The sequence below is a fragment of the Moraxella boevrei DSM 14165 genome (assembly GCF_000379845.1).
In the GTDB taxonomy this organism is placed as follows: domain Bacteria; phylum Pseudomonadota; class Gammaproteobacteria; order Pseudomonadales; family Moraxellaceae; genus Faucicola; species Faucicola boevrei.
In genome coordinates, this window is the sequence record NZ_KB903773.1 from 1 (window position 1) to 23467 (window position 23467).

At 38.4% G+C, this 23467-nt stretch carries 27 protein-coding genes, 1 tRNA gene and 1 pseudogene; 18 read left to right on the top strand and 11 right to left on the bottom strand.

What is annotated here, in order from left to right; all coding sequences use genetic code 11:
• Positions 1-225, bottom strand: a 225-nt coding sequence (locus A3G3_RS0102610) for a transposase (RefSeq protein WP_019518991.1), incomplete at its 3' end; no start/stop codon positions are given.
• 78 nt (positions 226-303) lie between these two features.
• On the opposite strand from A3G3_RS0102610, the gene A3G3_RS0102615 reads away from it, so the two are divergent.
• The 6 genes from A3G3_RS0102615 to A3G3_RS13055 are packed head-to-tail and all read left to right on the top strand — an operon-like array spanning position 304 to position 4023.
• Positions 304-822, top strand: a complete 519-nt coding sequence (locus tag A3G3_RS0102615; RefSeq protein ID WP_019518992.1) for a GbsR/MarR family transcriptional regulator — start codon at positions 304-306, stop codon at positions 820-822.
• A gap of 9 nt (positions 823-831) precedes the next feature.
• Positions 832-1329: a hypothetical protein gene (locus tag A3G3_RS0102620; RefSeq protein ID WP_019518993.1), complete on the top strand. Its 498-nt coding sequence runs from the start codon at positions 832-834 to the stop codon at positions 1327-1329.
• A gap of 9 nt (positions 1330-1338) precedes the next feature.
• Positions 1339-1854, top strand: coding sequence for a hypothetical protein (locus A3G3_RS0102625; protein ID WP_019518994.1), 516 nt, complete (start codon positions 1339-1341; stop codon positions 1852-1854).
• Positions 1855-1863: 9 nt separating this feature from the next.
• Positions 1864-2691, top strand: coding sequence for a fatty acid desaturase family protein (locus A3G3_RS13045; RefSeq protein ID WP_019518995.1), 828 nt, complete (start codon positions 1864-1866; stop codon positions 2689-2691).
• An 11-nt stretch (positions 2692-2702) separates the two neighbouring features.
• Entirely contained in the window at positions 2703-3620 is a 918-nt protein-coding gene (locus A3G3_RS13050) for a TIGR01777 family oxidoreductase (RefSeq protein ID WP_019518996.1), read from the top strand.
• Positions 3613-4023, top strand: a complete 411-nt coding sequence (locus tag A3G3_RS13055; protein ID WP_019518997.1) for a thiol-disulfide oxidoreductase DCC family protein — start codon at positions 3613-3615, stop codon at positions 4021-4023. The genes A3G3_RS13050 and A3G3_RS13055 overlap by 8 nt, the downstream gene beginning before the upstream one ends.
• A 104-nt stretch (positions 4024-4127) precedes the next feature.
• On the opposite strand, the gene A3G3_RS0102645 is transcribed toward A3G3_RS13055, so the two are convergent.
• The 3 genes from A3G3_RS0102645 to A3G3_RS0102655 form a co-directional block, all read right to left on the bottom strand.
• Positions 4128-4646 (bottom strand): c-type cytochrome, encoded by a 519-nt coding sequence (locus A3G3_RS0102645; protein WP_019518998.1) that lies wholly within the window; start codon positions 4644-4646, stop codon positions 4128-4130.
• A gap of 138 nt (positions 4647-4784) precedes the next feature.
• Positions 4785-6209 carry a lipopolysaccharide biosynthesis protein gene (locus A3G3_RS0102650; protein ID WP_019518999.1) on the bottom strand — a complete coding sequence of 475 codons (1425 nt, stop codon included), beginning with the start codon at positions 6207-6209 and terminating at the stop codon, positions 4785-4787.
• Positions 6206-6817, bottom strand: coding sequence for a dual specificity protein phosphatase family protein (locus A3G3_RS0102655; RefSeq protein ID WP_019519000.1), 612 nt, complete (start codon positions 6815-6817; stop codon positions 6206-6208). Before A3G3_RS0102655 ends, A3G3_RS0102650 begins: the two co-directional genes overlap by 4 nt.
• A 250-nt stretch (positions 6818-7067) precedes the next feature.
• On the opposite strand from A3G3_RS0102655, the gene moaA reads away from it, so the two are divergent.
• The 8 genes and pseudogenes from moaA to A3G3_RS0102690 all read left to right on the top strand — a co-directional run bounded on the left by moaA (position 7068) and on the right by A3G3_RS0102690 (position 11159).
• Complete coding sequence (moaA, locus tag A3G3_RS0102660) at positions 7068-8144, top strand: GTP 3',8-cyclase MoaA (RefSeq protein WP_019519001.1); 1077 nt, start codon at positions 7068-7070, stop codon at positions 8142-8144.
• 30 nt (positions 8145-8174) lie between these two features.
• Positions 8175-8765, top strand: a complete 591-nt coding sequence (gene moaB / locus A3G3_RS0102665) for a molybdenum cofactor biosynthesis protein B (protein WP_019519002.1) — start codon at positions 8175-8177, stop codon at positions 8763-8765.
• Positions 8758-9393 carry a molybdenum cofactor guanylyltransferase gene (mobA, locus tag A3G3_RS0102670; RefSeq protein WP_019519003.1) on the top strand — a complete coding sequence of 212 codons (636 nt, stop codon included), beginning with the start codon at positions 8758-8760 and terminating at the stop codon, positions 9391-9393. Before moaB ends, mobA begins: the two co-directional genes overlap by 8 nt.
• 13 nt (positions 9394-9406) lie before the next feature.
• Positions 9407-9592: pseudogene (locus tag A3G3_RS14710) on the top strand (helix-turn-helix domain-containing protein); the annotation flags it as partial.
• 39 nt (positions 9593-9631) lie between these two features.
• Positions 9632-10132: a cyclic pyranopterin monophosphate synthase MoaC gene (gene moaC, locus A3G3_RS14715; RefSeq protein ID WP_026212806.1), complete on the top strand. Its 501-nt coding sequence runs from the start codon at positions 9632-9634 to the stop codon at positions 10130-10132.
• The gene (gene moaD / locus A3G3_RS0102680; RefSeq protein WP_019519005.1) at positions 10122-10388 is read left to right on the top strand and encodes a molybdopterin converting factor subunit 1; all 267 of its coding nucleotides are present in this window, start codon (positions 10122-10124) and stop codon (positions 10386-10388) included. Before moaC ends, moaD begins: the two co-directional genes overlap by 11 nt.
• Positions 10388-10891, top strand: coding sequence for a molybdenum cofactor biosynthesis protein MoaE (locus A3G3_RS0102685; protein ID WP_019519006.1), 504 nt, complete (start codon positions 10388-10390; stop codon positions 10889-10891). The genes moaD and A3G3_RS0102685 overlap by 1 nt, the downstream gene beginning before the upstream one ends.
• Before the next feature lie 192 nt (positions 10892-11083).
• Positions 11084-11159, top strand: a tRNA-Gly gene (locus A3G3_RS0102690).
• A gap of 116 nt (positions 11160-11275) precedes the next feature.
• Here the strand turns inward: A3G3_RS0102690 and A3G3_RS0102695 are convergent.
• The 7 genes from A3G3_RS0102695 to A3G3_RS13060 all read right to left on the bottom strand — a co-directional run bounded on the left by A3G3_RS0102695 (position 11276) and on the right by A3G3_RS13060 (position 17276).
• The gene (locus A3G3_RS0102695; protein ID WP_019519007.1) at positions 11276-13024 is read right to left on the bottom strand and encodes an L-lactate permease; all 1749 of its coding nucleotides are present in this window, start codon (positions 13022-13024) and stop codon (positions 11276-11278) included.
• A gap of 418 nt (positions 13025-13442) precedes the next feature.
• A complete protein-coding gene (locus A3G3_RS0102700) occupies positions 13443-13649 on the bottom strand; it encodes a zf-HC2 domain-containing protein (protein WP_019519008.1) in 207 nt (68 codons plus the stop codon).
• 12 nt (positions 13650-13661) lie between these two features.
• Positions 13662-14297 (bottom strand): sigma-70 family RNA polymerase sigma factor, encoded by a 636-nt coding sequence (locus tag A3G3_RS0102705; RefSeq protein WP_019519009.1) that lies wholly within the window; start codon positions 14295-14297, stop codon positions 13662-13664.
• Between the two features lie 15 nt (positions 14298-14312).
• On the bottom strand, positions 14313-14954 hold the full coding sequence (locus A3G3_RS0102710) for an HvfX family Cu-binding RiPP maturation protein (protein WP_019519010.1): 642 nt from the start codon (positions 14952-14954) through the stop codon (positions 14313-14315).
• A 36-nt stretch (positions 14955-14990) separates the two neighbouring features.
• Entirely contained in the window at positions 14991-15806 is an 816-nt protein-coding gene (locus A3G3_RS0102715; protein ID WP_019519011.1) for an HvfC family RiPP maturation protein, read from the bottom strand.
• A gap of 26 nt (positions 15807-15832) precedes the next feature.
• Positions 15833-16732, bottom strand: a complete 900-nt coding sequence (locus A3G3_RS0102720) for an HvfB family MNIO-type RiPP peptide maturase (RefSeq protein WP_019519012.1) — start codon at positions 16730-16732, stop codon at positions 15833-15835.
• Positions 16733-16946: 214 nt separating this feature from the next.
• Positions 16947-17276: an HvfA family oxazolone/thioamide-modified RiPP metallophore gene (locus A3G3_RS13060; protein ID WP_019519013.1), complete on the bottom strand. Its 330-nt coding sequence runs from the start codon at positions 17274-17276 to the stop codon at positions 16947-16949.
• Positions 17277-17576: 300 nt separating this feature from the next.
• Here A3G3_RS13060 and lldD point away from each other — a divergent pair, with 300 nt between their 5' ends.
• From lldD to A3G3_RS0102750, 4 genes are all read left to right on the top strand, one after another.
• A complete protein-coding gene (gene lldD / locus A3G3_RS0102735) occupies positions 17577-18725 on the top strand; it encodes an FMN-dependent L-lactate dehydrogenase LldD (RefSeq protein ID WP_019519015.1) in 1149 nt (382 codons plus the stop codon).
• Between the two features lie 152 nt (positions 18726-18877).
• Positions 18878-20437, top strand: coding sequence for a glutamate--cysteine ligase (gshA, locus tag A3G3_RS0102740; RefSeq protein WP_019519016.1), 1560 nt, complete (start codon positions 18878-18880; stop codon positions 20435-20437).
• Positions 20438-20486: 49 nt separating this feature from the next.
• Positions 20487-21020 carry a disulfide bond formation protein B gene (locus tag A3G3_RS0102745; RefSeq protein ID WP_019519017.1) on the top strand — a complete coding sequence of 178 codons (534 nt, stop codon included), beginning with the start codon at positions 20487-20489 and terminating at the stop codon, positions 21018-21020.
• Positions 21021-21257: 237 nt separating this feature from the next.
• Complete coding sequence (locus A3G3_RS0102750; RefSeq protein ID WP_019519018.1) at positions 21258-23465, top strand: ATP-binding protein; 2208 nt, start codon at positions 21258-21260, stop codon at positions 23463-23465.
• Positions 23466-23467: the final 2 nt, after the last annotated feature.

Here is a 23467-nt window from a genome sequence, read left to right on the forward strand (position 1 = left end):
TTTTTTTAGTCGCTGGATTTCTCGTTGTTCTTCAGTTAGGGCGTTGCCTTTGGTTATGGGGTTGCCTCGTTTTTCTCTGCGATAACGGGTTAGCCAGTTTTCGAGTGTGGATTCGGCTATTTCATATTGGGTTGCAACATTACTTGGTTTTTGCCCTTGTTCTTCTATGAGTTTTATCATTTCTAATTTGAATTCGGGTGTGTATGTTTTACGTACTTTTGTCATGAGATTATGCCTCCGTTTGGGGTATTATAATCTCTTATCAGCTGTCTAGGTTTATTATGCCACTACAGGTAAAAAATTATGAAACTCACCCCCACCGCCCAAAAATTTATCCTACATTGGGGCGAGATGGGCAACAAATGGGGCGTCAATCGCACCGTGGCACAAATCCACGCCCTACTTTTTATCACAGGTACACCGATGAATGCCGATGAAATCGTGCAGACCCTTGGGGTTGCCCGCTCCAATGTTTCTAATAGTATCAAAGAGCTTCAAAGCCTAAACTTGGTACAGACCACGCACATTTTGGGCGACCGCCGTGATTATTTTACGACAAGCACCGATGTGTGGGCGCTTGCTCGCACCATCGTGCAAGAACGCTACCGCCGTGAACTTGCCCCCACCGTGCAGTTTTTAGAAGAGCTGATACAAAGCGATGACTTTGCCAAAGAAAATACCAATGTACAAAAACGCATCAAAGACACGCATCAATTTGTCGCCACGCTTAGCACTTGGGTAAATGAAATGCTAAAACTTTCTACCAAAACTTTAAATAAAATCCTAAAACTTGGGGCAACTGTGCAGAAGTTTTTAAAGTAGGTTGATCAAATGAAAAGTAATAAGCCTTATCCTACCAGAAAAGTAATTTTTGCTTATGGATTAATTGCTCCTTTAATTGGTTGTTTATTGGTGTTTGTTAGCTCATTTATAATTGCAATTATCCATTCTCAAAATATCAATGATTATGGATTTATTATTTTAACAATATTTTTTGTTATCGCTACTTTTATGGCTATTATCCCAGCTTTTATTACAGGTATTTGGGTTGCTAATACGAAAACTTATATTTGCAATAAAAAAGATTATCTTAAAATATTTAATAAAGGCGTTATATCTTGTTTTCTTTTTATTTTATTTTTTATAATTAGTTTTATTATCATTGATTTAATTAATGATTTACCTATTCAATATTTACCAAGTAGAATTTATGATAATTTCTCAAAAGAATATTATGTATTGATAATATTTTCATTAATTGGCGGTTTAAGTAGTGTTATTACAGCAAAATTATTTTTACCAAAACCACCCAAAGATTTTGAAAAATAGGATAACAAAATGCCAAGCAAAAAAGAAATCCTAGAATATACCAAACAAAATGAATTTGTTTATCCAAAAGAGAAAGTTATTTTGGGTTTTACATTATTGGGCGGTATGGTAGGTGGTTTTATTTTTGGATTGGGCATTATGTTAGTATTTATTATTGGTGATATTATTAATAATAAAAATATTTTAACCGTAAACTCTTTTGTGGAGTTACTATTATCATTACTAAGTTTTTCGTTAGTTGGTTTATTTGTCGGTGGTATTCCTGCTTTAATTACAGGCATTTATTTGGCAATGACAGAATTTATCATTATAAATAAAAAGGATTATCTATCGCTACTATTAACAGGTGGTATAATAACTATTTTTATTTGCTTAATTTTAATATTTTTAAAAACGGCGAATGAAGCAAGTCTTGATTTTGGTGTCAATTTAATTTTATTGATATTATTTTTTATTGGCGGACTATCAGCAATGATTTGTGGTAAATTATTTTTACCAAAATTACCCAAAGATTTTGAACAATAGGAAATCAATATGAAAAAATCCAATTATCTTAATAAAATACAATGGCAAGATTTACGCCATTTAACAATTTATGAAAAAACCTATAATATTCTATTGCCTTATCCATTTTTAGGGCTATCTTGGTATTTTGCTTATCAAGAAATGTACTTGATTGCTGTTATATTTTCTTACTTTTTTACCATTACTGCATATCGGCAAGGACACGATTTATATCATCATACGCTTGGTGTTTCTCGTTTTATGAGTACGGTGTTATTGTTTTTGATTAGTTTGGTGTCATTTACCAGTTTGCACAGTATGAAATATAGCCATTTATTACATCATCGTGAACCATTATCCGACAATGACACCGAAGGCTATTTGGCACATAAAAATTGGTTAATGGCATTATTTGGTGGATTGTTGTTTCGCATTCGGTTATTTAAACACGGCTTTAACTTAGCACCCAAAAGAGAAAAACGCAAAATTATCCTAGAAAGCACACTGATTTTATTATTAACCATTGCCATTTTTTATTATCAATATAGCGTTTTTATTTATCAATTTGTGGTAATGTTTATCATGAATGCTTGTGCAGGATTAATTGCCGTTTGGGGATTGCATCACGATTGCGATGAGGTGGGTCGCACCGAAAGAAATCCGATTGTAAATGCCTTATCTTTTAACTTATTTTATCACGCTGAACACCATTTATTTCCTGCTGTACCCACGCAAAATCTACCCAAACTTGCCAAACGCTTGGATAAAGTAGCCCCACACCTTGCTAATAATAGGGTTGTACCATTTTTGGCAAATAAAAATAATGAAAATTGTCCAATTAAAGGACTGTTTGCTTAATAGGAGAGCTTATGAACATTTTAATCGTAGGCGGTAGCGGATTTTTGGGTAACGCTTTGAGCAATAAACTCTTAAAAAATCCCAAAAATACCCTATTTTGGGTCAGTCGTCAGTCATTTATCCCCAATAAAAATGTACAAGTTTTAACTTATGATGAATTAACGCCAGAGCAACATTTTGATATTGTCATCAATTTGGCAGGGGCGGGCATTGCCGATAAACGGTGGAGCGATAATCGCAAAAAAGCATTATTAGACAGTCGCCTTATTCCCACCCAAAAAATCATTGATTTTATCCATCAAAGCCATCACAAACCCAAACTTTTGATAAGTGGTTCGGCGATTGGGTTTTATGGCGTGCAAAAATTAAATGATGATAGCATTTTAACCGAAAATACTACGCCCATTTGCAATGATTTTGCAAGCCGTCTTTGTCAAAAATGGGAAACGCTTGCCAATACCAGTACTATTAAAACCGCCATTATTCGCACAGGCGTGGTAATGGACAAAAATGGCGGTGGAATGCTAAAACGGCTATTACCCCAATTTAAATTAGGCTTGGGTGGCAGGTTGGGCAATGGACAACAAATAATGAGCTGGATTAGCATTGATGATTGGGTGCGTGCGGTGTTGTTTATTATTGACAAAAATTTAAGTGATACTTTGCCCCACCGCCAAATTTATAATTTAACTGCCCCAAATAGCGTCAATAATCGTGAATTTACCCAAGCACTTGGCAAATTTTTAAACCGTCCGACTGTTTTTGTCGCCCCAAGTGGTGTTTTAAAAACCCTATTGGGAGAAATGGCAACGCTGCTGCTGAACGGACAAAGAGTACATCCAAAAGTTTTATTAGATATGGGGTTTGAGTTTAATTATCCTACTTTAACATCTTATTTAAAACCCAAACGGAGCATAAACAATGATTAGTGTCTATTATGATAGCGATTGCCCCATTTGCCAAAGTGAAATTGACCACTTAATGCAAAAATGCCCCGATAAAATTATCGCTGTGCCTGTATTGTCTACTCTTGATGAATTAAATCGTTATGGCATTGACAAAATAGAGACCCTGACTTATTTGTGTGTCAAAGACGCTAATGGACAACTGCACAAAGGCATTGATGCGGTGCGACTGCTGCACATTAGTGCCGATACACCTTTTGCTTTTTGGCTAACGATGCCTGTTATCAAGCAAATAAGTGGCTGGATTTATCCTATTTTTGCTCGCCATCGCTACAAAATCCCCAAACGCATTGTTTACTTATTGTTTGGCAAACCCAAAACCAATTGTGAAAATGGTGTGTGCCATATTGACCCAAAAAAGCGTTAACAGCCAAACCTTAATCGCCAATTTTTAACAAGCCAAAAAATTTTAACAAGCCAAAAAAAGCACAAACCTAAAATTTGTACTTTTTGATTAATTAAAATTAAAAATTATTTAACACTATCTAACATATAATCTACCGCATTGGTCACTTCGACATCTAGCAAATCTGCTTTACCCCCTTTGGGAGGCATGGCATTAAAGCCGTTAATCGCATGGCTATGCAATGTCGCTGTACCTTTACCGATACGAGCTGACCAACCTGCTTTATCACCAAATTTTGGTGAACCTAACAAACCTGTGGCATGACACGTATGACAAACGCCTTCGTAGATGGTTTTACCGTCACGTGGATTATTCGGGTCGGCAGCCCCGAGCTGTGCTGCAATCGTGATATCGCATTCTTGACCTTCAAAGCACACTTTGCCTTGGGGGGCGATGCGTGCGATTAGGTTTGGATATAAAGCAACCAATTTTTGTACTTGCGGTGGGTCTTGTGGGATTTCTTCTTTTTTGGTCGCTGGTGCAACGCTAGAAGCGGTAGCACTGGCAGTCGTTTCGGCTTGGCTGACAGCGACACCTGCTAAGCTTAGCATTGCCATCGCTGATAACATAACTAATTTTTTCATGCTTTACATTCTCTTATTATGAATGGTTATCAATCTTCACAGTTGTGCAATACAACCTGTTTGACCTGTTTAAATATCGTTTTCCCTACTATTATAAGGGAAAATCTAGGCAAAAATCTATGATTATTTTATCGCTTTTTAACGCCTAAGCAGTTCTTTTAACAAACCTCGCTCCACCAACAACACCAAAGCGATATAAATCAACCATAGAGCATTAGATAACCAAAAATTCATGTCAAAAACACTGACAATTATCACACTAAACAGCATTAAAATTGCCAAAAATCCGCCGATTTTTTTGGTTTTATACGGAATAGGATACATTTTTTGCCCCAAAACATACGAAATCGCCGTCATACTGGCGTACACCACGAGCGTAACCCACGCCGACACCATAAAGCCGTATTTTTGCAAAAATAAAATGTGTAATAAAATCGTCAAACCTGCCCCAAACCACGAAATTGCCGTGCCGATTTTGGTACGGTCGGTCACTTTATACCAAGTGGAAAGGTTATAATAAATGCCAAAAAACAAATTGGCAATCACGATAATCGGCACAATATCAATCGCTGTCCAATAACTGCTATCCGTGATAAATAGCCGTTTTAACCAAGAAATATTGGCAATAATTCCCAACGCCACCACCGAAGCAGTCAAAGTAAAATATTCGGTCAATGTGGCGTAAGTTCTAGTGGCATCGGCGTTTTTCATTTGTTTAAACAAAAACGGTTCAATCCCCATGCGATAAGCAGTAACAAACAGGGTCATTAGTACGGCTAATTTGTACGCCCCGCCATATGCCCCTGCATCACCTTTGTCAATGGTGTAGTATTGTATAATTTTATCAAAATTTTCATTGACCATAAATGCCAAGCCTGCCAACATTACTGGGTAAGAATAGCTTAACATTTTTTTAAATAAATTTTTGCTAAAATCAAATTTTACTTTAACAACAATCGGCAATAACATGACAAAAGTTGAGAAACTCGCCACCAAATTACTAAAAAATGGGTAAGAAACTTGCTGTTTTAAACCAATACTTTTGGCAAAATCCATAGGCACAAAGCGGAATAAGGCGATAACCAACACAGTTTGAATGAGAATGGACGACACCCGAATGGCGGAGTACATCACAGGTTTGTTGTGAAACCGCAACCACGCAAAAGGTATGGTACACACCGCATCAAAAAAGGCTATCCACGCAAACCACCGCAAATATTCAGGATTGCTTGCATAATCTAGCAAAGTGGCAAGCGGATAATTGAACAACAACACCGTTAGCAAAAACAAAGTCGCCAACCCAGTGACAAACCAAAAAGACGTGTTAAACACTTTTTGGTGCATACCGTCTTCACTGGCGTAGCGAAAATAGGACGTTTCAAAGCCAAACGTCAGCATAATATTGATAAAGGCTATCCAAGCATACAAGCTGGTAAAAATCGCAAAGGCTTCTTTATCTATATAGTTGATATATAACGGATTTAATAAAAAAGTGATGATACGTGGCAAAATCGCCCCAATGCCATAAATAATCGTTTCACCCAACAAACGTTTGATATTCACACGCCACCTACTTGATTGTGTTCATTGCTATTTTTTAGTTGAAGATAGGCTTGTCGCACTTGATTGACTTTGTCTTCGGTCAAAAGATTAGGCAAATTTTTCCAAACGTTGTGAAAGCCGTAACCACCTTGTAGCATCTCTTGTTTTGCTTGCTCTATTGTCCAGTTTTGCTGAATAATCCGATACATGGCAATCACAATACCTGTGCGGTCAGAACCATGATAACAATGCACTAACACTTTTTTACCCAATTTTTGTTGGTTATCGATATCTAGTAAAATTTTGGCAAGTTGCTCTGGGGTAACCGCCCAAGTTTTTAACGGTCGGTTGATTAAAGTAAAACTTTGATTGTCAAAATGTTCTTCATTTTCATCTCGGTTAAAATAACGCAAGTTGATAATGGTCTTGATGTCTTGTGATTTTAACAAGTTCATATCTTCAGATAACAATTGTTCACTGCGGAATAACTGCGTATCTACTTGGTAAAAATTGCTGTCTTTTTTGATGAGTTTTGCCCAATTTTTTGGGCGTGGCTCTAGGGTCGGTGGCGTGGCACAGGCAGTCGCCGTGATAGAAATAACGGCGATGATCAGAAATTTTTTTCGCATATGGTTAGCTAAATTGGTTAAATTTTTAAAGCGTGTAGTTTAATCAATTTACACAAAAAAAGCATTAATTTTTATCAAAACACCCTTTAAAAGCAAATTTTTGGATTAGTTGATAAAGCTTTGTTGGTTCAGTGGCGAAATCTACTGCTAAAGTAGTAGCTTTTTGCCGTTAGTTGAGTGTTTTTAACAAAAAAAATCTTTTATAATGAACGCTCATCCACCACCGAGGCAACGCTTAGCGAAGACTATTATGAAAACCTTATCAATCAGCACACCGACCCACGTTGAAACTCGGGTTAGCACGGGTCAGTCACCTAGCCAAAAAAATTGGTATGATTTAAAAAAACAAACGCATACCCCTATTTTGATTGATAAATTTCATAGACAACTCACCTACCTTCGTCTGTCAGTCACTGATTTTTGTAACTTTCGCTGTGATTATTGTCTGCCAAATGGCTATCAAGGTAAACGAGCTGATAATGAACTTAGCCTGTCTGAAATTGATACACTTATCCACGGTTTTCACATGCTTGGCACAAAAAAAGTGCGTTTCACAGGCGGTGAACCGTCCGTACGTCGTGATTTAGCGGACATTATTGCCATTGCCAAATCGTACGATATTCACAAAGTTGCTATATCTTCTAATGGCTATAAATTAGCCAAGCATTTAAAGTCTTGGCAAAATGCAGGTCTGACCCAACTAAACCTTAGTATAGATAGTTTTAATGCTGAAATTTTTAGACAAATCACAGGTTTTGATATGCTACCCGCACTTTTAAAAGATGTGGATAAACTTTTGGAGACGACCGATATTGCCTTGAAAATGAACGGTATTTTGATGGCGGATACAGCGTTTGATAATCTTATGTCTGCTCTGGATTTTGTGAAAAATCGCCCTGTTACCTATCGGTTTATCGAGTTTATGCAGACATCGGACAACAGTGAGCTGTTTTTTGCTCAAAACCAAACCACCACGCTCATCAAAAACTATCTGTTTGATAACGGCTGGACAATCCGCCAAAAACACAATGATGATGGTCCTGCGATAGAATACGTTCATGATGACTACATGGGCAGTATTGGTGTGATTGAGCCGTATGCCAAAAATTTTTGCGACAGCTGTAACCGCTTGCGTGTCAGCAGTCTTGGCAAGGTACATTTGTGTCTTTTTGATAGTCAAAATTACGACATTCGTGAGTTTTTAAGCAATAACGACACAAACGGCTTAATCCGTGCGGTTCAAAATCTTATGCCAATCAAGCCCGAACATCATTATCTTGACAGCCACAGTGGACTGATGAATAACTTGTCTTTAGTTGGCGGTTAATATTGTTACTCATTTTAAAGGAAAACCATTATGTGCGAACTTTGTAACGACCCTAATCACACAACAGAAAGCCACAAAGTGAACAACCCAAAAGCAAAACCTGAAAAACCATTCATTCCCCTAAACATTGCCGTCTTAACCGTGTCGGACACTCGCACGCTTGATGAAGATACTTCGGGTAAATATTTGGCGGATAGTATCGTGGACGCAGGTCATAATTTAGCCGAGCGTGCCTTGACTACCGATGATATTTATGAGATTCGTGCGGTGATTAGTCGCTGGATTGCCGACCCCAACATTCACGCCGTTATTAGCACAGGTGGCACAGGCTTTTATGGGCGGGATAATATGCCAGAAGCAGTGAGCGTGTTATTTGACAAATCCGTGGACGGCTTTGGCGAGATGTTCCGCTTATTATCAAAAGATGAAATCGGCATGAGTACACTCCAATCTCGTGCGGTGGCAGGTATGGCGAACAGCACAGCGATTTTCTGCTTGCCTGGCTCAACAGGGGCGTGTCGCACAGGTTGGACAGGAATTTTAAAAGACCAACTCGATAATCGCACTCGTCCGTGTAATTTTGTACCGCATTTAATGAAAGTCAACCCCACGCATGATTAATTTATCTGCCATTTTAATTTTAGCAGGAGGTGAGTCTCGCCGAATGGGGTCACCCAAGGCGTTATTGCCCTTGCCAAATGGCGAAAATTTATTACAATATCACATTCGCCACGCCAAAAAACTTGCTAAAAATTTAAACAAGAATATCCCAATTTTAATTGGTGATAATGATAAAAACTTTAGTCTATCTGATGATATAGATGTAATTGCTATTCAAGATTATATCAACAATGCTGGGGCATTATCATGTTTGTTAAGTGCGTTTTATTATTGCCAAAATTATCATTTAAATGATGGGTTTATATTGGTGATTAGTTGTGATAATTTGATTGGTATTGATAAATTGTATTTTAAACTCATGGCAAATAATACAAATTCACAAGCGATTTATTTAACTGACAATCATTTAACTGATAGTAAAGATTATCCATTGTTAGGATTATACAATCTCAATTTAATTGATGAATTAAAAACTTATTTGGATAATGATAATCGTGCGGTGATGAAGTTTTTAAAAGATAAGCAAGTACAAAAAATCAGCATGAATAACGAATGGCGATATTTGGCGAATTTTAATACGCTTGATGAATTTGAATTGGCTTTAAAGTATTTTAAGAATTATCATTAAAAAGGATGAAAATATGGAACTCAAAGACCGCTTAAAGCGGGCTAGAAAAAATGCTAACCTAACACAAGACGAAGTTGTACAACGAATTGATGGTCTGACGCAATCCGCTTACAGTCAATTAGAAAGTGGCAAGGTTAAAAGTAGCAGTAAAATCGTTGAATTAGCTAACCTATTTAAAGTCAATCCCACATGGCTAGCTACAGGTCAAGACAGCGTTATATACAACAACAGTGTACAAATTGACACACAACACAACTTAACCCACCCAAATTTAACGCATTTGGACACCGACGGCAATATCACCATGGTGGATGTTGGCGATAAATCCGTCACACAACGCAGTGCCACCGCACAAGGTAAAGTAATTTTTCCGCCCCAAGTTTACACCGCCATCAAATCCTCTGACGGGCAGACCAAAAAAGGTTCAATCACCGCTACCGCCCACATTGCAGGCATCATGGCAGCCAAAAAAACCCACGAACTCATTCCACTGTGCCACGCCTTACCCCTTGATACGGTGAAAATGAGCTTTGATTATGACGACACCACACACGCCATCCATGTTACCGCCACCGCCAAAGTCACACACAAAACAGGCGTGGAAATGGAAGCCCTAACCGCCGTGTCGGTAGCGTGCCTGACGATTTATGATATGACCAAGGCGATTAGCCATGATATTGTGATTAGTGATATTTGCCTTGTGAATAAAACGGGGGGAAAATCTGATTATGTCAAGTAATAACCCAAAAAACACAAAGAAAATCAATATCTTATACTTTGCAAGCCTAGCTGATAACGCAGGCATTGATGAAGAGATTATCACAGTCACTGATGAAACTTTACCCCAAGTTTTTAATAATTTAGCCCAAAAACATGGTTTTATCCTCACTCAAGATAAAATCGCTGTGGCGATTAATCATGAATTTAGCGACTGGAATGCCCCTGTTAATGATGGCGATATTGTTGCCTTTATTCCACCTGTAGCAGGGGGTTAGTGGTGATAAATTCTAAAAAATTACACCAAGGCTCATCAGTTATCAATCTAACCGAAGATGAGGCTTACTTTACCGCTATCACGGACGGCTTTGCTTTACTTGATAAGCAGATTGATGACAGACGGCTAAAAATGGCACTGCTCAATGCCAACTGTGGAGCGTTAGCGACCTTTGAAGGCTGGGTACGTAATCACAACAACAAGCGCCCCGTCACGCATTTGACCTATTATGGTTATGAAAAACTCGCCATTAATCAAGGCAAAAAACTCATTGATGAAGCCAAACAACAATTTGACATTGAACACGCCGTCGCCATCCATCGTATTGGTGATTTAAATGTAGGCGATATGGCGGTGTGGATTGGCGTGACCGCTCATCATCGTTACCCTGCCTTTGATGCGTGTCGCTGGCTATTAGATGCGATTAAAGCTGATATTCCTGTGTGGAAGCAGGAATTTTATGCCGATAGCGATGAGAGTTTGTGGTTGTCGAATAATGGATAAATAAAAAACGTAAAGAGAAATCATTTTTTTAAAATAAATTTTATTTAAAATCAGAAGCTTGTAAAATATTTGAAAAAATTTATAAAAAAGTTAAAAAAAGTGCTTGACTCGGTTTCAAAAATCCTTATAATATGCACCACAACGACGCGATAAACAAGCATAAAAAATGTTTAAGTTGTTAAAAACTCAAATGCGGGAATAGCTCAGTTGGTAGAGCACGACCTTGCCAAGGTCGGGGTCGCGAGTTCGAATCTCGTTTCCCGCTCCAAATTCTAAAAAGCCACTTAGTTGATTAAGTGGCTTTTTTATGGTCTAAATTTTTAAAATTTTAACCCATAAAAAAGTAGCCACTTGAGCTACTTTTTTACTTTTATAAGTTGAAACTTATTTTTTATCTAACATTGACATACCACCAAAGAATACAAATGGCCAAATCAAAGCGGCAATAAACCACATAGGATTTAAAACAAATGCCATGCCAAGCAGTCCTGCCTGTATCACATAATAACTCATAGTAATCAAAGTCATGCGAATGATTGCCCCTTCACGGTTAATCAAACCGACCACCGCTGCGGCTGAGACCACATTGTGTACAGAAACCATATTGCCTGCTGCACCACCAACCGCTTGCAGAGCAACAACTTTACTTGCCATGGCGGTATCAAGACCGATTTGAGTGGCGGTTGACCATTGAAAATAGGCAAACATCATGTTACTTACCGTATTTGAGCCTGCAATAAATGCACCTAATGCACCAATGGTGGAGGCAAACATCGGCCAGCTGTTACCAAAAGCGTTGGCGGCACTTTGTGCCAGTACAATCGGCATAGCAGGCATGGCGTTTGCCACATCAGGGGCAGAGGCAGAATTGATAAATACTTGCACCATAGGAATCGAGCAAAGTAGGGCAGGGGCAGCGGCAACCATTGTTTTGGCAGACACTGACCAGCTTTTTTTGACCTGTGTGCTATTCATACCAAACAGTACAATGCAAATCAATGAGGTTAATAACAGCACGCTGGCAGGCGAGTACAAAAGCGACTCTTTGTGGCTGATAGCTGTACCAAACAGATTGTTAAATTTTATGGTCAAAGCATCGCCACTTAACAAGCCTTTTAGTCCCAATGCAGGCACACGCGTTACAATAAGTAAAATAATGACAATCAAATACGGTGAAAACGAGCGTAACAAGCTAAATTTTGGTGGCGTGCTTTCATCGTGTTTGTCATGCTGAATATCGCCCATCCAATTATCCGCCCATTTTGACTTTTCTGGAAAATCAAAGATATTTTTGGGTTGCAAAAACCCACTTTTGGCAGCAGGCACAACAATCGCCAAACCAATAAAACCGCCAACCAATGACGGAAATTCTGGGCCTAAAAACTTGGCAACCAAAAAATAAGGAATGGTAAAGGCAAGCCCTGCAAAAATCGCAAATGGTGCAACTTCAAGTCCTTGTTTAAAAGAGCGTTTTTCGCCAAAAAAGCGTGTTAAAAAACAACACAAAATCAGCGGAATCAAAAAGCCGATTATCGCATGAAACATACCGACATTGGCAGTTGTTTGTAAGATATAATCGTCTAAGGTGCTAGGTGCGATACTGGTAAGTAAATCTTCTTTGCCGTCTAAGCCGTTTTTGACGCCGATAAGCAGTGGGGTGCCGACCGCACCATAAGATACAGGCGTGGACTGGATAATAAGCATTGCCATAACCGATGCCATTGCGGGAAAACCCAAGGCAAACAATAAAGGTGCACCAACCGCAGACGGCGTTCCCCAGCCTGACGCTCCTTCAATCAAACAGCCAAACAGCCACGCCACGATAATCACCTGAATACGGCGGTCAGGCGAAATATCCATAAAGCCTTTACGGATGGCCAAAATTGCACCACTTTCTTTTACGGTATTAAGTAGTAAGATTGCACTAAAGACGATAAATAGCACAGAGATGGCGGTAATCACGCCTTTGGCACTCGCGGCCATTACTTGATTGATATCTGCTTGCCATACAAAAACCGCAAGCCCAGCTGTTACCAAATAAGTCACCGCCATCGCAATTTTGGCAGGCAGACGCATGATAACCAGTAGCACAAGTACGATGAGAATTGGCAACAATGCCAAAAAGGTAAGCATAAAACGCTCCTTGTTTAAAAAATTAGCTTGTATTGATTAAGGTTATTGATAACTTTTAAAGTATTTTTTACTTTGTAATTATTTTAAAAGAATTTCTCACATCTTGCAAAAGACAATTTAAATTGATAAATATTATCATATTACCAATACATTATTCAATATCTTACCAAATAATTTTGCAAATAATTAAATTGTTAACAATACAAAAAATACCAAAATAAGATAAATCTTTAAAACCAGCCAAGCCTTAATCGTCAGTTTATGCCCGTTATTTAGTATAAACAACCTTTGCCAATTACCGCATTTTGCAAAAAATATCATCAACTAAAAAGATGACTTAAACCCATTAAACCAACACCTAAAATTCTCAAAAAAGATTTTAGATGTTGGTGGTTTTTGATATCAATAATCGTATGACTTATGAATATGTAGTATGCTGAGTAGATTTATCATCTTGCTGATGATAGGTTTTTAGTATCTGCGACAAGATTTTGTTGTTTTTGTCAAAAGCACGGCAATGTCTGCACAACAAAAGATGGGTTTGAAGTTGCATTTTTTGTTGCCAAGTCAATGGCTGCTCCAAAGATAAGATCGCCAACTTACTGATTTGTTCACAGTTTTTCATGATGTTATGTTCCTATTCATTAAACCAATGGCGATTTAGACACACTTGCAAGCTAACTCTGGCTCGGTGCATGAGTACATAATAATTTTGTTTACTGATTTGGCAGTTTTGGCAAATTTCATCACTGTCTAAATCCAAATACTCTTTCATCAAAAAAACTCGTGCCTGCTCGCCTGCCAAATGCGTCAAGCAATACTCCAGAACCTGCCAAAAATGCTGGTTATGGACTTGCGTTTCTGGGTCGCACCATGAATGATCAAAGACTTTTGGTGCATAGTCCTTCTGCCAGCTGCCTGCATCAGAAAACACCAAATCAACAATATCGCCATCGCCATCATCAAGCTCACTCATCGTAATATACGGCGTGTTTTTTCGTAGGCAATCGGCAATCTTATGCTTTAAAATGGCAAAAACCCAACTTTTAAAAGCCGAATTACCTTTAAAATTTTTGGCGTATTGCATCGCTGATATCACGCACTCTTGGACGACATCTTGGGCAAGGCTTTTATCATTTAATTGATTATTGGCAAAGGCAAGTAATTGCTTGTACAAATCGGCTAAATATTGGTCGTTAAGTGAGTGATGTGTCTGATTGGCGGTGTTATTTTTTGATAACAACTGAATAAATACTTGATAATCCTCATTCATGCTTTTGCCTTTTTTCTATTTTAAAAACTTACTTTTTAAAAAATAATCCACGCTGACATAGTTACCCGCTCCATAAAACAATAAAGGCAATAGCATAATCAAATAAGTTACCGCAAATTCCACGCCATTATTTAAAATCACAAAATTACCCATATCGGTAAGCCACTCGTAATTACCGTGTTCTTGCAAAATCTCACGAGCCTTTTCCAATCTTAATGCAACTTCTTGGGCGTTATTTAGACTGTCATCAGCACTGCCAAAACCCAATTTTGACCAAAATAAGGCAGTGCTTGTGCTGGCTTCACTAGATGCAATGGCAAACCAACCATTTTTTAAATGCACTGTCCAGCCTGCCACTGCCATTGTAATGATTAGCATAATACTAAACAAGCGTGTAAAGACTCCAAATAGCAAAGCAAATCCACCAATAAGTTCGGCAAAAATCACCAATGCTGTCATCAAAGGTGCAAAAGGCAGTCCAAGCCCCCAGTCGCTATTGCCAAGCCATTCACTGGTTGCATTAAAGCTGTTTAATTTATTGAGTCCTGCAACAATAAAAATCGGTGCCAAATAAATACGCAAAGCAAGCAGTAAGGTAAAATCAAGCGATTTTAATTTATGGATAAATCTATCATAAGTATGGATAATTTTTTGCATAAAAACTCTTTTTTATAAAACACTAATTGGGCTAATTTATGTCATTTGAATTAACACAGATTGGCTAACTAATAACGCAAATAAATCATCAGTATATGCCAAAAGCTCGTCAATATTGTCATAATCAATAGATTGACCAAAATCACGCATTAGTTGTTCATTAGATGAATATGTTTGTTCACTATTTTGCATAAAATCAATGAGTAAATGGGTCAAAGCATTAATTTGGATAAATTCTATTTTGTCATTATTGTCTTTTAAGACCACCAAAAAAGCATCAGACGGTTCAATATCGCTATTATCCACGCTAATGGTATGTACAGGATAATGATAGTGATGATTTTGTACACTATGATTTAAAGCGTACGAATTGTTGCTGTTAATAATGACCTTTGGCGTTGTATTTGGCAGGGTGTCTACATACAGTTCTAGCCATTCATAATGGGCAAGCTCGGGCAAATAATCAGGCACAAAATCAATATCACTTTTTTGAAGTGTTATTGCATTATGCCAATCACTATCGTTGCCATCGTTTAGTTTTGATAAAAAATCCACAAATTGCATTGGAATTTCACTAAAATATGGCGAATGTGTTGGATAACATTGAAAAAAATACAACGATAAGGGTTTGAAGTTGTCGCCCAATATTGCCCGACAAACGGGAAAGCATTGATTTAAAAAACCAGACATATTGTTAAAAATCAAGTCTTGGTAAATTTTGCCAACCTTGTGGGGGATAGTATCGCTAGCAGATTGAGAACGCAAATAATCGCCAAATTGCAATTGAAATTTTTGCAAAGAATAAGGCGGTTTATGACTATTAACTGTGCGATTTTTTTCAAATAAAGTCATTATCATTGCTTTTTATCATTTTAAAATCAGGCAGATAACTGTTGTTTGTTTGGATTTAAAGATTGACAAGCATTTTTTTGAGCATGGTGAATCATATCAATCTCTGTCAATAATTCATCTAGGGCAGGAAAATTAAAATCTCGCTCCAAACAAGTGGGAATGTCGGTGGCTTTTTTGCCTGTACGATAGTAAATCTCGCGATAGGCTTCGTCCAATAACTGCCAAACAGGTTCTATGACATTATTGCCGTGCGTGTCTATAATAAAACCGTCTTCTGCCACATAATGCCCTGCAATGTGCATATAACATACTTTTTCTAGTGGCAACTGGTGTAAATAGGCAACGGGGTCAAAGCCAAAATTTTGGCTATTGACATAAATATTATTGATATCCAAATGCAATAAGCAATCGGCTTCTTTGACCACAGCACTGATAAATTCGCTGTCGGACATATCACTGTCTGGTGGCGTGTAATAATAACTGGCGTTTTCAAAACCAATTTGCATACCCATAATATCTTGGGCTTGTTTTATGCGATTGGCTGTCCATTTGACCGCATCGTTGGTACAAGGAATAGGCAACAAATCATACAAATGTCCCTTGTCATCAGATGTCCACGCCAAATGCTCAGTATATAACTGCATACCGTGTTCTTGCATAAACTTTTTGGTATTTTTTAATAAATCAATATCCAATTTGGCACTACTGCCGATTGACAAAGACAAACCGTGACAAATAAAAGCAAATCGCTCGGTATAGGATTTGAGTAGTTTGTGATACTGCCCGCCCATTTGTCCTGCCGAATTAAGCCAATTTTCAGGCGACACTTCAAAAAAATCAATCGCTGATAAATCGTGTGTTTGCATATCTTGGCAAAGTTCACGGCGAAAGCCTAAGCCTGCACCTTTTAAAAGACGATTTGTCATATTAATCTCAAAAAATTGATAAAAACAGCCTTAGTAAATTTAAAGCAATAAATTTTGAAAAAAAGTAATAAAAAAACAAGTAATAAACACGAGTGGTTAAAGCCAACAGTGTATTAAAACAATTTAGCCAAACCAATAAAAGAACTTGCTTGATTTGACTAAATTTTTTGCCAACTATTTTTTAATTATTTAATTTAAATTGTTGGCTAGCAGATTATCTAGCACCACCGCATTTAGCTTCGCCACACTTGGCTTCGGCTTTTTTAGCAGTAGGTAAAGCTGTGCCACCGCATTTAGCTTCGCCACATTTAGCTTCGGCTTTTTTGCTAACTGGGGCTTTGGCTACGCCACCGCATTTAGCTTCGCCGCATTTGGCCTCGGCTTTTTTGGTTGCTTTTTTGGCTTTGGCGATACAGGCTTTATCGGTTTTGTTACATTGAGCGGTTGTGTTTTGATAGCCTTGTGCCATCGCATTCATGGCAAATGGACTTACGCCTGCGACAACCAATGAGCCAACTAGGGCAGTTTTTGCTAATTTTTTCATAACAGTTTCCTATGAATATTTTAAAGAATGAATCTAAAGTGGGCGTTAAAAACCAAACCAAATTGTTTGGTCAAGTATTAGTCGTGTTTTTTTGCAAAACCTTACAACTTTTTTAAAAATTTTGCAAAAAATAAAAATTATCTGCTAGACTGGCTATAAATTTGAGCAAATAAAGATTTACCCTACCTTGAACTGGATTTTAATTTCAAAATTATTACAATAGATGCCTTAAATAATTTATAGGTTTTTTAGCAAATATTTGTTACAATAGCATATCTGTATCTTTTAATAAGGATTTTTATGATTATTGCTTCTGCCAATGACTACCGAGAAGGTGCACGCCAAAGACTGCCTAGATTTTTGTTTGATTATATTGACGGCGGTGCGTATAGTGAATACACGCTAGGACGCAATGTGTCGGATTTGTCTGACATTGCCTTGCGTCAGCGTGTGCTAAAAGATATGAGCCAGCTTGATTTGTCCACCGAGATTTTTGGCGAAAAGTTGTCTATGCCACTTGCCTTGTCGCCTGTGGGTTTGACAGGTATGTATGCCAAGCGTGGCGAAGTGCAAGCGGCACGCGCAGCTGACAAAAAAGGCTTACCCTTTACGCTGTCTACTGTATCAGTATGCCCCATTGAAGAAGTTGTGCCTGCTATTAATCGTCCGATGTGGTTTCAGCTTTATGTGTTAAAAGACCGTGGTTTTATGCAAAATGTGTTAGAGCGTGCCAAAAATGCGGGCTGCTCTACACTTGTTTTTACCGTGGATATGCCAGTGCCAGGGGCAAGATATCGTGATATGCACTCTGGTATGAGCGGACCTAATGCCAATATCCGCCGATATTTACAAGCGATGACCAAGCCTCATTGGGCGTGGAATGTGGGCTTAATGGGTAAACCGCACGATTTGGGTAATATTTCCAAATATTTTGGTAAAGCGATTGGGCTTGAAGATTATATGGGTTATTTGGGCGAAAATTTTGACCCATCTATCTCTTGGAAAGATTTAGAATGGATTCGGGATTTTTGGGACGGTCCAATGGTAATTAAGGGTATTTTAGACCCCAAAGATGCCAAAGATGCGGTCAGTTTTGGGGCGGACGGTATTGTCGTGTCTAATCACGGCGGTCGTCAATTAGACGGCGTGTTATCCACCTGCCGAGCATTGCCATCTATTGCCGATGCGGTAAAAGATGATATCAAAATCTTGGTAGATTCTGGTATTCGTAATGGGCTTGATGTGGTGCGAATGCTAGCATTGGGGGCGGATTTGTGTATGATTGGGCGTGCGTTTGTCTATGCTTTGGCGACAGACGGCGAAGCGGGCGTTACTAATTTATTAAATTTGTTTGAAAAAGAAATGCGTGTCGCCATGACTTTAACCAGTTCACAATCTATCAAAGACATCAACCGAGATTGTTTAGTAGATTTTGCAAATCTCGCCTAAAATTTAACCAAAAATAAAAAAATAAACCCAAAATTCGTTTTGGGTTTTACTTTTGACATAACCTATTTCCAATCCTGTTTACCAATCGCCACTATTTATTTTTGCCAATTGTTGTATAATATCGCTATTTTTAGTTGGTTTTAGGAATATCCATGACAATTTCTGCTTTTCACGCACCACTACCAAAATGGCTAACTAGCGAGCATTTAACAGGAATGCTCCGTGGCATTGAAAAAGAAGGCTTACGCATGAACCCCCAAGGGTATATCGCAAGCTCGCCACATCCGAGTGCTTTAGGCTCAAAATTAACGCATCCGCTGATTACCACTGATTACGCCGAAAGCCTATTAGAATTGATTACCGAACCGCAAGACAGCCCAAAAAAAGCCCTTGCCATGCTCCGAGATTTGCACATTGTGGTGCAGCAATCGTTGCAAAATGACGAACTATTTTGGCCACTTTCTATGCCGTGTATGTTGTCGGATAATGATAATGAGATTGCGTTGGCGGATTATGGCACATCAAATATTGGCAAGCTCAAAACGCTCTATCGTCATGGTCTGGGCATTCGTTACGGTCGGCGAATGCAGACGATTGCAGGCTTGCATTATAACTTGTCATTTGGGGATGGGTTGTTTGAGCAATGGCAATCGGCTGAGAATAACCAACAATCATTGACTGATTTTAAAAATGACAAATATTTGGCACTTATTCGCAATTTTAAACGTTTAAGCAGTTTGGTACTCTATTTGCTAGGGGCAAGTCCGAGTGTGTGCAAGTGCTTTTTGACAGGGCGTGAACATCATTTGCAGGCCTTAAATGATTCAACTTATTATTTGCCAAATGCTACGTCCTTACGCATGGGCAAGCTCGGTTATCAAAACAGCGTGCAGGATGACTTGGATATTCGTTATAATAATTTGCCTGAATATATTCAAGGCTTACGCCAAGCCATTCACACACCAAATGCGAGCTTTCAAGCGTTGGGAATGGATGATGAAAACGGCAACCCCATTCAAATTAACGACCATATTTTGCAAATTGAAAACGAATATTACAGCCCAATTCGTCCAAAACAAGTCATAAAATCAGGCGAAAATCCAAGCGATGCCTTGGCAAATCGTGGCATTGCCTACATTGAGTTTCGTGCCATTGACCTTGACCCGTATAGCGACATTGGTATTCGCTTATCCACGGCGTGTTTTATGGAAATTTTGGCGTTGTACTGTTTAGTCAACGAAAGTCCAGAATTATTCCCCGATGAAGAACAACTTATCAGCCAAAACCAAGAAAAAATCGTTAACCAAGGACGTGACAGTGCTTTAACTATCCAAGTCAAAGACGGTGAAATGCTCTTTAGCGACTGGATTAGCGAGCATTTAAATGCCATGCTACCACTTGCTGAACTGCTAGACGGCGTATATGGTAATAACGACTACCGCAACGCTTTAACCTTGATGTTTGGCAAAGCCCAAAATCCTGACTTTACCTTATCGGCACAAGTTTTGCAAGATACCGAACATTATGGCAGTACGTGGCAATTTGGTAAAGCCTTAGCCGAACAGCACGCCAAACTATTACGCAGTCAAAGTCTAGGTTGCGAAAAAGATAAATATTATCAACAACTTGCCAAAAACTCTATCCAAGAACAAACCAAACTTGAACAACAAGATAACGTGAGTTTTTATGAATTTGTGCAACAATATCGTTGATGATGATAAAAAATTTTATAAAAAACACATTGTCTGTTAAAAGGTTCTTATGAAACAATCCAACTTTTTGTATCGCATTTTTAGCTATCGTAGCGTTTCAGCTTTGCTTATCCTCGGTAGCGTTGTGGGTATGGCATTTGCTTATTATTTACAAAAAGTCGTCGGGCTTGACCCATGTCCGTTGTGTATTTTTCAGCGTGTTGGTTTGATTGGCATGGGGGTTTTTGCATTTTTGGCAGTGATTGGCAACCCACAAAAACGCTGGGCAAAAGTAACACTCATGATATTGGCATTAGTCAGTATTTTGTGGTCGGTTGGTGTGGCAGGTCGGCATATTTGGTTACAAAACTTGCCACCTGATGAAGTGCCTGCGTGTGGGCCGGGGCTAAATTATTGGATGGATACCCTGCCCATTGCCCAAGTGTTTAAAGAAGTATTCACAGGCTCGGGCGAATGTGCGGTGATTGATTGGACGTTTTTGGGCTTTAGTTTACCCCAGTTGTCGTTTACGTTTTTTAGCGTGTTGACCTTATTTGTGTTATTTAATCTATACCTTTCCTTACAAAAAAATGTTAATCCATAAAATTTTTATGAATTTTTAATGTTAAAGTCAATCCAAATGTGATGTTGAGCTATTTTTACCGAAATTTTATCAAAGTTTTTTTAACCATTTATCACTTTATTCTTTTTTGTTGTTAACAAGATGTATCTTTACACTGATTTTATGTTAAAATAATAAAGTTTATTTTAAAGAATTTAGCAAAAATAAAACCATCATTTTGCTTCTTAATTTTTGGTTTAATGTTCAAGGAAACACATTATGGCGTTAGGTGTTTTAAAGAAAGCATCGGATATGGGGGTAAATACTCCACGTGATTCGGTGGTAAAAGGCCGTTACCGTGATTTGATTATTTCACTGGCCGTTTTCGTCATGTTACTAACAGTAATGTTGGTTTATACGATTTATGGTTCAATGCAACTGCAGAAAAATACGGCATTGATTGCAACGACCAATAAGCTTGCTAACGATGTACAACAGGTAATTAAAGACTTGTTTGATATGCAGGTAAGTTATGGTGAAGACGTTAACTCACCTCATATTGCAACGGTTTTAGAGCGTTTGGATGAAAAAGTCACTCAGATTAATACCACTTTAACGGCGCTAGAAACGGGCGGGTCAACTGCCATTGATAGCGATGGTCATGAAGCAACCAAACTACCGATTGTAAAAGATGCAAAACTGGTTGAGTCATTAAGTGCAACACGTCAAAACTGGAACGAGTTAGAACCAAAAATTAAAAATTATTTAGCCGTTGCCAAAGACATTACCAAAGACTCAGCAACCCCACTACAAATCGCAGGTGAACAAGCGAAAGTATCAACCCTTGCGATTAACACAGCATTACAAGACTTAACAACCGAAGCTTTTCATACCAGTGAAGCTCAAACCAAACAAATTAACACCATTCGTGCGATTGCAGTTTTGCTAGCGTCCCTGTATTTCGTGTTCTTCATTGCCTTTTTTATCCGTCGTTTGCGTAAGTCGGATGCTGAAGCACTAGCGGCACAAAAAGAAACCGCTGAAATCATGCAAAACGTAAACACAGGTCTATTCTTGTTAAACAAAGACATGACGATTGGTCATCAACACTCCGCAGAACTTAGTAATATCATGGGTAAGAACACGCATATTGCGGGTGAAAACTTAACCAAATTGCTCAAAAACAAAATCTCGGACAAAGACATTGATACGACCGAAGGCTTTGTAAAACAGCTTTACAACCCACGAGTAAAAGAAAAACTTGTAGATGACTTAAACCCACTGAAAAAAGTGATGCTACATGGCGATGACAGCCGAACTGCCTCAGGGTCAAACCGTTATTTGGACTTTAAATTCTCACGTGTTTATGCAGGCAAAGAGATTGAAAAAATCTTGGTGAACGTACAAGATGTAACCCAACAAGTACGACTGGAACAACGCCTAGAGCATGAACGGGCTCAAAATGACTTGCAAATTGAGATGTTAACCACGATTTTAAACGTAAGTCCTGCGTTGATTAATGACTTTATTAGTAATACCAAAGCCAATATCGTAAAAATTAATGATATCTTAAAAGTATCTGGTAGTAGTCAAGCAGAACTTGAAGATAAATTAACCCGTATGTACCGTATTATGCACAGCTTAAAAGGTGAGGCATCAGCGTTAAAACTACACAGTTTTACCAGTATCGCCCAAAATTTTGAGGAAAAACTAAAAGGTTTGCAAAACCAAGGTCGTTTGTCAGGTAATGATTTCTTACCATTAACCATTCACCTTGATGAATTGTTAAACTTGTCAAATACTATTGAAGCGTTGGGTCGCCGTATTAACCAAAATGCCAGTAGCTTAAATCTTGGTACCCAATCGATTAACGGTGTTCAAGACTCACCAGTAGTTGTAAAGGCAACCCCAGTACCCGCACCTGTGTCAGGTTTGAATGAGTTTTATCAACAATTTGCTGATAATATTGCCATTCGCCAACAAAAACAAGTACAGTTAAAAGCATCCGGCTTGAACGAAACCCAGTTGCCACACCAAATGGAACATACGCTCAAAGAAATTATTATTCAATTAGTACGTAACTCGGTCGTACACGGCATTGAAACCCCAGAAAAACGGGTACAAATGGGCAAATCAGCCATGGGTAATATTCACTTAAGTCTGTTGGATTTGGCAGGCTCATATAAACTCACCCTTGAAGATGACGGTGCAGGGATTAACTATGATGCGGTACGCCAAAAAGCGGTTAACATGGGCTTTAACGCTGAAGATGTTGCCACTTGGAGCCGACAAAAACTCACAAGCCTACTATTTAAATCAGGCTTTAGTACCCAAGATACCGCTGATGAAGATGCAGGTCGTGGCGTTGGTTTGGATATCATCAAAGACAATGTACAGCAGTTACAAGGTACTTTGGGCGTTGATACCAAAGAAAACCAGTATACTCGCTTTACCATTAAAATTCCAAAAAATCCAAATGCTGAATAACT